Source organism: Amycolatopsis sp. NPDC059021, from assembly GCF_042739895.1.
Taxonomy (GTDB): Bacteria; Actinomycetota; Actinomycetes; order Mycobacteriales; family Pseudonocardiaceae; genus Amycolatopsis.
Window position 1 is genome coordinate 89,575 of the sequence record NZ_JBHYIQ010000028.1, and the last position, 13,007, is coordinate 102,581.

General features: G+C 70.4%; 12 protein-coding genes. 5 read left to right on the plus strand and 7 right to left on the minus strand.

The window, feature by feature from the left end; all coding sequences use genetic code 11:
- Positions 1-117: 117 nt before the first annotated feature.
- Positions 118-1,629, plus strand: coding sequence for an amidohydrolase family protein (locus ACFWX1_RS18940; RefSeq protein WP_378388918.1), 1,512 nt, complete (start codon positions 118-120; stop codon positions 1,627-1,629).
- Positions 1,630-1,632: 3 nt separating this feature from the next.
- On the opposite strand, the gene serC is transcribed toward ACFWX1_RS18940, so the two are convergent.
- The 7 genes from serC to ACFWX1_RS18975 form a co-directional block, all read right to left on the minus strand.
- The gene (gene serC / locus ACFWX1_RS18945) at positions 1,633-2,760 is read right to left on the minus strand and encodes a phosphoserine transaminase (RefSeq protein ID WP_378388920.1); all 1,128 of its coding nucleotides are present in this window, start codon (positions 2,758-2,760) and stop codon (positions 1,633-1,635) included.
- A gap of 212 nt (positions 2,761-2,972) precedes the next feature.
- Positions 2,973-4,322 carry a serine hydrolase domain-containing protein gene (locus tag ACFWX1_RS18950; RefSeq protein ID WP_378388947.1) on the minus strand — a complete coding sequence of 450 codons (1,350 nt, stop codon included), beginning with the start codon at positions 4,320-4,322 and terminating at the stop codon, positions 2,973-2,975.
- 144 nt (positions 4,323-4,466) lie between these two features.
- A complete protein-coding gene (locus tag ACFWX1_RS18955; RefSeq protein WP_378388922.1) occupies positions 4,467-5,087 on the minus strand; it encodes a response regulator in 621 nt (206 codons plus the stop codon).
- Complete coding sequence (locus ACFWX1_RS18960) at positions 5,084-6,277, minus strand: sensor histidine kinase (RefSeq protein WP_378388923.1); 1,194 nt, start codon at positions 6,275-6,277, stop codon at positions 5,084-5,086. Before ACFWX1_RS18960 ends, ACFWX1_RS18955 begins: the two co-directional genes overlap by 4 nt.
- On the minus strand, positions 6,256-7,068 hold the full coding sequence (locus ACFWX1_RS18965) for an ABC transporter permease (protein ID WP_378388924.1): 813 nt from the start codon (positions 7,066-7,068) through the stop codon (positions 6,256-6,258). The genes ACFWX1_RS18960 and ACFWX1_RS18965 overlap by 22 nt, the downstream gene beginning before the upstream one ends.
- Positions 7,065-7,904, minus strand: coding sequence for an ABC transporter ATP-binding protein (locus ACFWX1_RS18970; RefSeq protein WP_378388926.1), 840 nt, complete (start codon positions 7,902-7,904; stop codon positions 7,065-7,067). The genes ACFWX1_RS18965 and ACFWX1_RS18970 overlap by 4 nt, the downstream gene beginning before the upstream one ends.
- A gap of 83 nt (positions 7,905-7,987) precedes the next feature.
- Positions 7,988-8,575: a TetR/AcrR family transcriptional regulator gene (locus ACFWX1_RS18975; protein WP_378388927.1), complete on the minus strand. Its 588-nt coding sequence runs from the start codon at positions 8,573-8,575 to the stop codon at positions 7,988-7,990.
- Between the two features lie 77 nt (positions 8,576-8,652).
- Between ACFWX1_RS18975 and ACFWX1_RS18980 the strand changes: the two genes are divergently transcribed.
- From ACFWX1_RS18980 to ACFWX1_RS18995, 4 genes are read left to right on the plus strand one after another with little or no spacing between them, the layout of a single operon-like run.
- Entirely contained in the window at positions 8,653-10,176 is a 1,524-nt protein-coding gene (locus tag ACFWX1_RS18980) for an MFS transporter (protein ID WP_378388929.1), read from the plus strand.
- Positions 10,177-10,212: 36 nt separating this feature from the next.
- On the plus strand, positions 10,213-11,934 hold the full coding sequence (locus ACFWX1_RS18985; RefSeq protein WP_378388949.1) for an SDR family oxidoreductase: 1,722 nt from the start codon (positions 10,213-10,215) through the stop codon (positions 11,932-11,934).
- A 14-nt stretch (positions 11,935-11,948) separates the two neighbouring features.
- On the plus strand, positions 11,949-12,548 hold the full coding sequence (locus ACFWX1_RS18990; RefSeq protein ID WP_378388951.1) for a TetR/AcrR family transcriptional regulator: 600 nt from the start codon (positions 11,949-11,951) through the stop codon (positions 12,546-12,548).
- A gap of 4 nt (positions 12,549-12,552) precedes the next feature.
- On the plus strand, positions 12,553-12,846 hold the full coding sequence (locus tag ACFWX1_RS18995) for a CPCC family cysteine-rich protein (protein WP_378388931.1): 294 nt from the start codon (positions 12,553-12,555) through the stop codon (positions 12,844-12,846).
- Positions 12,847-13,007: the final 161 nt, after the last annotated feature.

The following is a 13,007-nucleotide window of genomic DNA, read 5'->3' on the forward strand; positions in this document are numbered from 1 at the left end:
AGCTTGCCCGATTCAGCACGCGGGAAGGCAATTGGGCGATTGAGCACGATGGAAGATCCCACACGATGTGCAAGGCCGGTTGAATGGGCGAGGGATCGTGCTGAAGGGTGGCCTGTGGTGGCGTGCGAGGTGGGCAGGCGTGACTTCCTGCGCTGGCTGGCGACGAGTGGAGCCGGACTTGCGGCGGCGGGCCTCGCGCCTGCGGTGTTCGCGCAGGAAGCCGCGGCGGCGGGCTCCGACGTCGTCGTGCTGACGCCGGTGACGTTGATCGACGGGACCGGTGCCCCGGCCCGTTCCGACGTCGCGATCGTGCTGGTCGGTGACCGCGTCGCCTGGATCGGGCCACCCGCCGACCTGCCACCCGCCGAGGGCGCGCGGGTGCTCGACGGCCGCGGCAAGTACGTCGTCCCCGGCCTGTGCGACATGCACACCCACGGCGCCGACATGGTCGCGTTCCCGGCGCTGCACCTGGTCAACGGCGTGACCACGATCCGCGAGATGTGGGGCTACCCCGAGAACCGGGTCGTCCGGGACCGGATCGAACGCGGGGAGCTGCTCGGTCCCCGGATCGTGCTGGCCAGTGGCATCATCGACGGACCGGTGTCGCTGCTGGAGCCCCCGGTCGTCCAAGTGTCCACAGAGGACGAAGCGAGGGCGGCCGTGCGTACCGCGAAGGCCGAGGGCGCGGAGTTCGTGAAGGTCTACTCGTACCTGGGCCGGGACGCCTTCGGAGCGGTTGCCGGCGAGTGCGGGCGGCTGGGTCTCCCGTTCGGCGGGCATTGGCCCTACCGCGTCACCATTCCCGAGGCCAGTGCCGCCGGTCAGCGCAGTTTCGAGCACCTGTACGGCATGGGCATCCACACCTCGACCCGGCGGGACGAGTTCCTCGCGCAGCTCGCGGGCCGGCCGTTCGACCCGGCGGCGCCGCGCGCGTTCTACAACCTGGTCGCCGAGCTCGACCGCCAGGGCACGCTCAGCCACAGCCCCGCCCGCGCGCGGGCGTTGTTCGAGTTATTGGTCCACAATGGATCCTGGCTGTCCCCGACACTGATCGTGAACCGCGTCATTTCCGCACCCGCCGAGACCTATGCGCACGATCCCCGGCTGCGGTACGTACAGCCGTCACTGCGGGATTACTGGAAGGAGCGCATCAAGGTCTTCGCGCCGGTCACCCCGCGAGAGATCGCCGAGCGGGAGGCGTACTTCCAGGCGCTGCTCGGGTTGCTGGGCGACGCCTACCGCGCGGGTGTCGGCGTCATCGGCGGCACCGACTGCCTGAATCCGTACTCGTTCCCCGGATTCGGCCTGCACGACGATCTCGAATTCCTCGTCCAGGCGGGGTTGTCGCCGATGCAGGCCCTCCAGACGGTGACGCGCGACGCGGCGCGCTACCTGGGCAGGCAGGACACCGCGGGGACGGTCACCGTGGGCAAGGCCGCCGATCTCGTGGTGCTCGACGCGAATCCGCTCGCCGGCATCGGCGCGGTGCGCCGGATCGACACGGTGATCAGCCGTGGCCGGGTCTTCGACCGCGCGACGCGGGCGAAGGTGCTCGCCGACGTCGAAACGGCCGTACAGACCGATGCCCCGGCCGCGAGGGCCGGGGCACCGACGCACGACTGCTGCTGAGGGTCAGGAAAGCCGCTCGACGACGTACTCGACGCTCTGCGTGAGCTTGCTGATGTCATCGGGGTCGATGGCCGGGAACAGGCCGACGCGCAGCTGGTTGCGGCCCAGCTTGCGGTACGGCTCGGTGTCGACGATCCCGTTGGCGCGCAACACCTTCGCCACGGCCGAGGCGTCCACTTCGTCGGCGAAGTCGATGGTGCCGACGACCTGCGAACGCAAGCCCGGGTCGGCCACGAACGGCGTCGTGTAGGCGGTCTTCTCGGCCCATTCGTACAGCCGGGTCGAGGAGTCCTTGGTGCGTGCCGTCGTCCAGTCGAGGCCGCCCTGGCCAAGCATCCACTCGATCTGGTCGGCCAGCAGGAACAGCGTCGACACCGCCGGGGTGTTGTACGTCTGGTCCTTGCGCGAGTTGTCCAGCGCGGTGGTCAGCGACAGGAACTCCGGCACCCAGCGGTCGCTCGCGCCGATCTCGCCGATCCGCTCGACCGCGGCGGGCGAGGCCAGCGCGATCCACAGTCCGCCGTCCGAGGCGAACGACTTCTGCGGCGCGAAGTAGTAGACGTCGAAGTCCGCGGCCTTGACCGGCAGGCCACCGGCGCCGGACGTCGCGTCGATCGCGACGAGCGCCCCCTCGCTGCCCGCCGGGCGGCGGACCGGCACCGCGACGCCGGTCGAGGTCTCGTTGTGCGCCCAGCCGACCAGATCGGCGCCGGACTGATAGGCGATCTCGGGCGCGCTGCCCGGGTCGGCCTTGACCACGATCGGGTCGGCGAGGAACGGGGCGCCCTTGGTCACGGTGGCGAACTTCGAGGAGAACTCGCCGTAGGTGAAGTGCTGCGCACGCTCGCGCACGAGGCCGAACGCGGCGGCGTCCCAGAACGCGGTCGTGCCGCCGTTGCCGAGGATCACCTCGTAGCCCTCGGGCAGGGAGAACAGTTCGGTCAGGCCCGCGCGGACGCGCCCGACGAGGGACTTGACCGGCTTCTGGCGGTGGGACGTGCCCAGGTAGGTGGAACCGGAGGCCGCCAGCGCGCTCAGCTGCTCGCCGCGGACCTTCGACGGTCCGCAGCCGAAGCGGCCGTCGGCCGGCTTGAGCTCTGCGGGGATGGTCAACTCAGCTGCGTCGGTCATGTGCGCAGTCTCTCAGGCCGGGACGCCCCAGCTCCCTCCGGTACCGCACTGCCCACCATCTGGAACACGCGAGTCCCACGTTCGCGCGCCCGAGTCCCACGTTCACGTGCCCGAGTGCCCCATTCGCGTGGCTCGTACCCAACGTCGTGACTGTGGAACTCGGGCTCCTCGCTGTGGGACTCGGCCTCCTGAACGTGGGACTCGCGGGCGGGTCAGCGCCAGCCTTCGGGGTCGACGCCGCCGGGGATCGGGGCGGCCGGGTCGTATGGCGTACGGGTGAAGATGAAGGTCGCCAGGTCGAGGTGGTTCGGGACGCCGTCGGCGTCGCGGCCGACCGTGAGCGTCTCGCCCGCGTAGTAGCCGTCGAGGCCGAGCCAGGTGTCGCCCTCGACCGGCCGGAACCGCGATGCGCGACCGACGCCGTCGGCCGGGTACAGCGAGAAGCAGCCGTCCGGCAGCAGCCGCAGGTGATACGGCGTCGGGCCCCAGTGCCACAGGCCGGTCAGCTCCAGCAGCTTCGTGTCCACAGTGGACGGCTGCCACTCCTCGGGGAGCGACGGCTCCAGCTCCTCGGTCATCGTGATCAGGTCGAGGCACAGCTGGGTGATGCCGACGCCGCCGGTCGAGTTCGTCAGCACCAGCGCGCCGGTGCCGGTGGCCGGGTCGCTCAGCGTGCACGCCAGGAACCCGGGCATCGACCCGGTGTGCCCGGTCAGCCGCCGTCCCTGGTACCGCAGTGCCATCAGGCCCAGCCCGAACCCGGTGGTCCAGTTGTCGGCGTCGTCGACGGTGACCATGGTCCGCATCTCGGCGAGTGTCTCCTCGGTCAGGACGTCGCCGCTGCCCTGTCCGCCGAGGAACGCCGTCCAGCGGCCGAGGTCGGTGACCGTCGACCACAGCTGCCCGGCCGGGGCCATCGCGCCCGCGTCCGGGCTCGGTTCCGGCAGCAGCAGGTCCGCGAACGGGTGCACCGCGAGCCCCTCCGCGTGCTTGCCTTCGGGGTGCGGGCTGGTGCGGGACATGCCGAGCGGGCCGAGGATCTCCGTACGCAGCACGGTGAGCCAGTCACTCCCGCGCTTGCGGGCGAGCAGTTCGCCGAGCACGCCGTAGCCGACGTTCGAGTAGTGGAACTTCGCGCCGGGACGCAGCTTCGTCGCGCCGGTCGCCAGGCTCCCGACGAGGGCTTCCCAGTCCGCGCCCAGCGTGCGCTCCCACCACTGACCAGGGGATTCGGACGTCAGCCCGGAGGTATGCGAGAGCAGTTGCGCGATGGTCGCGCCGCCGAACGCGGTGCCCGGCAGATGCCGTTCGAGCGGGTCGTTGAGATCGAGCGCGCCTTCGTCCCGCAGCCGCATGACGGCGGTGGCGACCATCGTCTTGGTGATCGAGCCCAGCCGGTACTGCGTGTCGTCGTCCGGGCGCGCGTCGCCGACCCGCCCGCGCGCCCCGGACCAGGCGACCTGCCCGTCCCGCACGACGGCGGCGACCAGGGACGGAGCACGGCAAGCGGCCTGCTCGTGCGCCACGCGGCGCAGCAGGGCGAGTTCGGTCGAAGCAAGCATGACGAGCATTCTGCCCGCCGTGTCGTCCGCCCAGGTACGCGAGTCGTCCCGCCAGGTACGCGAACCGACCGCCCAGGCACGCGAGTTCTCCATCCAGGCACGCGAGATCCCCGCCCAATCACGCGAGTGCGCCGCCTAATCACATCAGCCGAGGAGGCCCCGCTCCATCGCCGTGGTCACCGCGGCCGTCCGGTCGGACACGCCGAGCTTCCCGAACACCCGCAGCAGATGCGTCTTCACCGTGGCCTCGCTGATGTGCAGCGCCCGCCCGATGTCCGCGTTCGTCCCGCCCTTCGCGACGAGCCGCAGCACCTCCGCTTCCCGCGCCGACAACGGCGGAGATTCCGGATTCCGCACGCGGTTCACCAGTTTCCCGGCGACCGACGGCGCCAGCACCGTCTCGCCCCGCGCCGCCGCCCGGATCGCCCCGGCCAGCTCCGCCCGCGACGCGTCCTTGAGCAGGTACCCCGATGCGCCGGCCTCGACGGCGCGCAGGATGTCCGCGTCCGTTTCGTAGGTGGTCAGCACGACGATCCGCCGTCCCGGTGTCTGACGCAGGATCTTCCTGGTCGCGCCGACGCCGTCGAGGCCGGGCATCCGCAGGTCCATCAGGATGACGTCGGGCTGCTTGACGTTGTCGAGCGCGACGGCCTCGTCACCGGAGCCCGCCTCGCCGACGACGCTGAAGTCCGCTTCGGACTCCAGCATCCCGCGCAGTCCCTCGCGTACCACGGGATGATCGTCGACCAGCATGATCCTGATCACGCGGGCACCTCCACTGTCAGTTCCGTCCCGCCGGCAGGTCCACTGCGGACGGTCAGCCGTCCGCCGACCTGCTCGGCCCGCGACCGCATCCCCGGCAGCCCGAACCCGTCCGACGTGCCCGCCGGATCGAATCCGACGCCGTTGTCCCGCACCAGCAACCGTACCGAATCGTCCACAACGGACACTCGGACGGACACCGCCGACGCGGCTGCGTGCTTGCGCACGTTCGTCAACGCCTCCTGCGCCGCCCGCAGCAGGACCACCTCTGCGGCCATCGGCAGCAAAGGCAGTGAACCGTCCACTTCGTACGAAGCTTCGACGCCGGTCTCGTCCGCGAGCCGTTCGACCTGACGCCGCAGGGCATCGTCCAGCGAGCCCGCGGTGAGCTCGGCGGGGGCGAGCGCCGCGACCATCGTCCGTGCCTCGTCGAGGTTCTCGCGCGCGGTGCGGGCCGCGAGTTCGAGGTGCCGCCGCGCCGCCGCCGGGTCGGTGTCCATTTCGGACTCGATGGCCTGGGTGAGGGTGACGATGCTGGTGAACCCCTGCGCCAGCGTGTCATGGATCTCGCGGGCGAGCCGTTCCCGCTCGGCCGCGGTGCCCGCCTCACGGGAGAGCCGGGCGACCTCGGCCTGGCTGGCCTCCAGCCGCTCGATCAGCTCGGCGCGGGCGCTGCTCTCCTCGATGATCCGGGTGATGTACCGCCCGATCAGCATGCTGAACACGATCATGATCGCGAGCATCGGCACCAGGAACCGCAGTATCGCGTTGTCCATCCCGTCGTGGACGATCGAGGCCACCGGGCTCAGCACGATCGCCGTGGTAGTGAGCACGGCGGCCGGTTTGAAGTCCAGCGTGATGTACACCAGCGGGCAGACGATGAACAGGCCGAAGCTCGCCGTGGGGTCGGCGAACATCGCGACGGCGATGAGGACCAGCAGGGCACCGGCGAATAGCCACCGCTGGGGGTCGCTGTCCTCGGCGAACAGGACGCGACGTCCCTGCAGCAGGTAGGCGAGCGCGATCCCGGTCAGCGCGAGGACGGCGACCAGTTTCGCCGCCGGCACCGCGTTGTCGGTCAGGATGTACGCGGCCGTGCCGAGGTACGCGACGCCGAACACCACGTCCCACAGCCAGTGGAACCGGTCCCAGGCGTCCCGCCGCGGGGGCTTCACCGGCTCTCGTTCGTCCACCGGAACGTCAGCTTCGCCAGCAGAAGTCCCACCACGCACCAGGCGCCGAGCACCAGCGCCACCATCGGAAGTTCCCATGTCCCCGCCATTTCCTGAACCGCGGCCTCGCTGGGCAGGAACACCGAGCGGAAACCCTGGCACACCCACTTCAGCGGAAAGACCGACGCGACGTAGACCATAACCTTCGGCAGATGCGTGATGGGCGTGACGAACACCCCGGACATGAACTGCAGCACCAGGTACACCAGGTTGACCAGCGCGACCACGCCGTTCGTCGAGCGCACCGCCGAGCTGATCACAATGCCGAGCAGGGTGCAGGACACGATGCCCAGCGCGAACACCCAGAGCAGCGTCAGCCACTGGGCGGGGTCGGCGGGCAGGTGCAGCTTGAACATGAGCACGGCCACCGCGATCATCAGCACCGACTGGGCCGCGCTGGTCACCGCGACCAGCACCATCTTGCCGATGAAGTACGACCCGGCGGACATCGGTGTCCCGCGAAGCCGTTTCAGCGCGCCCGTTTCGCGGTCGGCGGCCAGCCCGATGCCCATGCTGTTGAACGACGTCGAGACGATGCCCGCGCCGATCATGCCCGCGGCGAGCAGCTGGCCCGAGCTGACCGACGCCTGCACGGTCGGACCGTCCAGAATGGACCCGAGCAGGATCATCAGTATCGCGGGCAGGGAGAAGGTGAAGATCACCTGTTCCTTGTTGCGGAAGAACTGGCGCAGTTCCGCGCCGCCGCGGAGCAGGCCCAGCGAGAACGTGCCGGGCAGGGCGAGCGTGGTCATTCAGTGTCTCCGATCAGGTCCAGATAGACGTCCTCCAGGCTCGGCCTGGTCACGGTCAGTTCGCCGAGCTCCCCACCCCCAGTGGAGAGCTCGGCGATGAGCTTGGTGGGGTAGGCGGTGCGCTCGACGTGTTCGCCGCGCTGGTCGACCCAGCGCACGGTGGCCTCCGCCCCGGCGCGACCGCCGAGGTCACGCGGCGTGTCTTCGGCGACGATGCGGCCGCGGGCGATCACCGCGACCCGGTCGGCGAGCGCCTCGGCCTCGTCGAGGTAGTGCGTGGTGAGCAGGATCGTCGTGCCCTCTTCGGCGAGACCCGCGATCAAGGCCCAGAACTGGCGACGGGCTTCGGGATCGAACCCGGTCGTCGGCTCGTCGAGGAACACCAGTTCGGGACGGCCGACGATGCCGAGCGCGACGTCCACCCGGCGCCGTTGCCCGCCGGACAACGACTTCACCCGCGCCCCCGCCTTCTCGGTCAGCCCGACCTTGTCGATTACTTCGTCGGGATCGCGCGGGTTCGGGTAGTACTTCGCGAAGTGCCGCACGGTTTCGGCGACGGACAGTTCGGCCGCGTCGGTCGCGGTCTGCAGGACGATGCCCAGCCGCGCCCGCCAGGCCCGGCCCGCTCGCCCGGGATCCTCGCCGAGCACGCTGACCTCACCGGCCGTGCGGTCCCGGTGTCCTTCCAGGATCTCGACGGTCGTCGTCTTCCCCGCGCCGTTCGGCCCGAGCAGCGCGAACACCTCGCCGCGCCGGATGTCGAGATCGAGCCCGGCCACGGCGACGTGCCCCGGATACTCCTTGCGCAAACCGCGCACGCTCACTGCTGTGGTCATGGCTCGAGTCTGCTGCCGGTGGAGGTGCGTCAGGGACGTCCGGGAAGTGGAATCCGGTTGTCCACCGATCGACGGACACGGGCTCAGCGGGGCGCCAGCAGCTCACGCAGCGCGAGGGTGAGCGAGTCCTGGAGCGCGTGCGGGTCCTCGCAGGTCAGCATGCGGTTGGCGAATCCGTCGCCCAGCGCGATCACGATGTCGGCGAGCCTGCCGGCAGGCAGGTCCGTCCGGACGTGCCCGGCTTCGCGGGCGACGTCGAGGAAGCGCACGGTCAGGTCGTGGAGTTCGTCGTAGCCCTCGCGGACGAAGTCCGTCCACGATGGACGCACCGCCGCGCGGGCGGTGAAGGCGCTGATGACGATCGACTCGGCGCGGCGCTGCTCGTCCAGCGGCAGTGTCTCGGCGACCAGCCGGATCAGCACCTCCAGGAGGTTCCCGGTGTAGTCGATCTGCGTCCAGCGCTGCTCCACGAACTCGCCGGTGAGGTCGAGGGCGAACCGGAACAGCTCTTCCTTGGTGGAGAAGTACTTCTGCACCGCCCCCGCGGACACGCCTGCCTCGGCGGCCACGGATCGCACGCTCACCGCCTCGACGCCGCCCGTGGCGACCAGGCGCAGCAGCGCGTCGGCGATCTCCCGGCGGCGCTCGGCCCGGTCCACGATCTTCGGCACTGGCGCATCCTACTTTCGACGGACGTGGTGTGCCCCTGACGGTTTTAAGATACGCTCGTATCTCGAAAGGGGAGAGGGTGGCAGATCAGGGGGTGCGCCGCCGCGAGGAGAACGAGCTCGCGGCGGCGCTGGTCAAAGGGCCGGCCGAGGTATTGGATTTCTTCCTGCCGTTGTGGGTGGGGATCCAGCTGGGTGCCTCGGCGGCGGAGGTCGGTGCGCTGACCGCGCTGGAGACGCTGGTTTCGTTCCTGGTGCGGCCGCTGGCCGGGGTGCTGGCCGACCGCGCCGATCGTGGCCGGGTGGCCGCGGCCGGCGCTGTCCTCTATGGACTGTCCTTTGTGGTGTACGCGGTGACGCCGGGGATCGGGCTCGCCTACGTGGGCGCGGTGCTCGGCGGCGCGGGCGGCGCGTTGTTCTGGGTGGCGTTGCGGGCGAGAGTCGGCGAGGGACTGTCCACCGACGACAGCGCGTTCAGCAGGCTCTTCGCCGCCGAGGGCGGCGGGACGTGGATCGCGTTCGTCGTCGCGATGACGCTGGTCAAGTGGCTCGACTACCGAGGCGTCTTCGCGCTCGGCGCGGTCGCCTGTGTGGTCGCCGCGGCGTTGCTGGGCTTCTCGCGGGCGCCACGTGGCGAGCCCGCTCTCGAAGCGCCGCGCCTCGGGCAAGTGGGCAAGCGGCTGCGGCCGATGCTCGGCCTGGTGGCGCTGACGGCGCTCGCGGAGGGCGGCGTCGCGCTGTTGCTCCTGCTGCATCTGCAGCGCGGTCATCACCTGGAACTGGGGCAGATCGCCGCGGTGTTCCTGCCCGGGTTCATCGTCTACAGCGTGCTGCCGGGATACCTGCACGGGTTCGTCCGGCGGCTCGGCCGGACGCGGGTGCTCGCGCTGGCGATGCTGGCGAGCGCGGTCTTCGCGGCCGGGCTGGCGTTCGCGCCGGACCCGGTGACGATCGCGGTGATGTGGATCCTCTCGGCGGCCGCGTTCGCCGCCGCGGTGCCGGTGGAACAGGCCGTGGTGGCCGAAGCGGCCGGGGGCAGCCTCGGCCGGGGCATGGGGATCTACGAGAGCGCGACGTTACTCGGAGCGACCATCGGCACCTTCGTGGCCGGGCAGCTCTACGGCTCCGGTGGCATCGGCTGGCGGGTCGCCTGCTTCGGCGCGGCGGGTCTGCTCGTGCTCGGCGCACTCGTCGTCCGGGGTGCCGTGCGGCGGATCGGAGTCGCGGAGTTTCCCGTGGAACAGGCGAAAACGCTGTCACAAAAGGAAAAACCAGCCTCGGAACCCGGTGTCACGGTGTCCGGGGTGATCGACGTCCCGCCACAAGAGGCCAACCCGGTGAAGCGCGGAACGAACACCCGCGCGAAGCCGCTCGCGAACTGGGGCGCGCACGTGGCCGTGTTCGTCCTCGCGCAGGGCGTCCTGGCGTTCGCCGGGTACAGCTGGCCGGTCGAAGCGGTGTTCGGCGGCCCGCATGACGCGGGCTGGTTCTGGAACTGGAGTGGTCACTGGCTGTTGAACGCGGGCCGGATCTGGACCGCCGTCCTGGTGCTCGACACGGTGTGGACCTGGGGCCGGTTCGCGCTGCGCTCGCGCGCTTGTTGACAAACTGTCTAACATGACAGAATGTCTCACAAGTGGGTGACCGCCAGCGACGGTGTCCGCCTCTCGGTCCAGGTGACCGGCAACGAGGACGGGCCCACGGTCGTGCTCGTGCACGGCTATCCGGACAACGGCTCGATGTGGGACGGCGTGGCCGCCGAGCTGGACGCCCGCTACCGCGTCGTGGTCTACGACGTGCGGGGTGCGGGTCAGTCGGACAAACCGTCAGGACGCCGGTCCTATCGGCTGGACCAGCTGGCCAGTGACCTGAAGGCCGTCGTCGACGAGGTCGCGCCGGCCGGCCGGGTCCACCTGATCGCCCACGACTGGGGCTCGATCCAGGCCTGGCACGCGGTGACCGGCGACGCGCTGCGCGGGCGGCTCGCGTCGTACACGTCGATCTCCGGTCCGAGCCTCGATCACGCGGGCGCGTGGTTCCGCGCGCAGGTCGCGAAGCCGACGCCGCGGAAGCTCCGGCACGCGCTGGGGCAGGGCCTGCACTCCTGGTACATCGGCTTCTTCCAGATCCCGCTGCTGCCGCAGTTGTTGTGGCGCACCGGGGCGATGCGCGCGATCATCCGGCGGATGGAGCCGGCGGAGGCCGCGCCGGAGACGGCCGACGGCGTGCACGGCCTCAACCTCTACCGCGCGAACATGCTGCCGCGCCTGTCCCGGCCCGCGCCGCGTGCCGCCGAGATCCCGGTGCAGGTGCTCGCGCCCAGCGGGGATTCGTTCGTCACCACGCCGTTGCAGACCGAGATTTCGCGCTGGGTCCCGGATCTGCGGGTCCGGCGGATCATCGGCACGCACTGGGTCGCCCGCAGCAAGCCGAAGGTCATCGCCGACGCCGCGGCCGAGCTGATCGACCATGTCGAGGGCGGCGAGGAAACCCGGGCGCTCAAGCGATCGCGAGTGTCCGAATCGGACAGTGCGGGCGCTCCGGGGCGGTTCGCGAACAAGCTCGTCGTGATCACCGGCGCGGGCAGCGGGATCGGGAGGGCGACCGCGCTGGCCTTCGCCGACGAGGGCGCCGACGTCGTGATCACCGACATCGACACTAACGCGGCCGCCGAGACGGCGAAGCTGGTGCTGGACAAGGGTGTCAACGTCGGTGAGTACACAGTGGACTCGTCGGACGGCGAGGCGGTGGCGCGGTTCGCGGAGCTCGTCCGCGCCGATTTGGGTGTCCCGGACATCGTGATCAACAACGCCGGGATCGGCATGTCCGGCTCCTTCCTCGAAACGTCCGAAAAGGACTGGGAGAAGGTCGTCGACGTCAACCTGTGGGGTGTCATCCACGGCTGCCGCGCGTTCGCCGCGCAGATGGTCGAGCGGTCCGAGGGCGGTCAGATCGTGAACCTCGCCTCGGCCGCGGCCTACCTGCCGTCGAAGATCCTTTCCGCCTACGCCACCACGAAGTCCGCCGTGCTCACGCTTTCGGTGTGCCTGCGCGCGGAGCTGGCCGCCGAAGGGATCGGCGTCACCGCGATCTGCCCCGGCATCGTGAAGACCAACATCACCAACACGACGCGGTTCGTCGGGGTGGACGCCGAGGAGCAGCGACGGCGCCAGCGGTCCAGCTCGAAGCTTTACGCGCGGCGCGGTTTCGGGCCGGAGAAGGTGGCGCGGGACATCCTGAAGGCCGTCGAGCGGAACACCGCGATCGCGCCGTCGACGCCGGAGGCCAAGGCGGCGCTGGTCCTTTCGCGACTGACTCCCGGACTCCTTCGCGCGGCGGCGAAACTGGACGTCACTCCGTGAGCAAACCCCGGCGCATGTCGCCGCAGGCACGCCGGGACGATCTCATCCGGGCGGCGCTGGACCTCTTCGGCAGCCGCGCGCCGGAACTGGTCACCGTCGACGACATCGTCGCGCGCGCGGAGGTCTCGCGACCGCTGTTCTACCGGTACTTCTCCAGCCTGCGCGAGCTGCAGGTGGAGGCGCTGCGGACCGTCACCGACGGCCTGATCGACCGGCTCGCCGGTCTGGAGGAGGGCCCGCCGCCGGAACGGCTACGGGCCGCCGTGCGCGGGCTCATCGACGTCGCGGATTCGTACCGCGCGGGGTACATCGCCTTGCTGCGCAGCGGTTCGGTGATCGCGACGTCCGAGACGAACGCGGCGATCGACCACGTCCGCAACCGGGCGGTGGAGCTGATCCTGGACGCGCTGGGCGTCGGCGAGCCGTCGCCGATGCTGCTGCTGACGCTGCGCTGCTGGACCGCCGTCGTCGAAGGCGCCCTGCTGAGCTGGCTGCAGGAACGCACGGTGGCGCGGGAGGATCTCGACGGCTGGCTCGTCGACCAGCTCGCCGCCATGCTCTCGGCCACCGCCGCCCACGACCCGACGGTGCCGGTCGTGGCGGGGGCACAATGACCGGGTGCGCTTCGTCAACGTCAGGTGTCCGGCCGAGGGCGGTCCGTATGCCTGTCCGTGCTGTGGCTATCTGACGCTCGAAGAGCGAGGCGGGCACCAGATCTGCCCGGTCTGTTTCTGGGAGGACGACGGCCAGGACGTTCACGACGCCGACGAGGTACGCGGCGGTCCGAACGGCGCCTTGAGCCTCACCGAGGCACGGGCGAACTTCGAACGTTTCGGTGCCTGCCGGGATCGCGACCTCGCGCACGTCCGCCCGCCGCGGGACGACGAGCACCCGTCGGGGCCCCGCGATTGAGCCCAAGCGCCCCAATGAGGTTTTCTCGGTAGGTGCGGGGGTGCGGCTTTGCTGGTGGGCGCTTTCCCCGGGGCTTGGTGGTGCGGTGAAGGGGTCCTTCGCGGCGTTTTTATCGGCGAAGGACACCTTCAAGGCATGCGCTGGGCCCGGGGCGTGTTTGG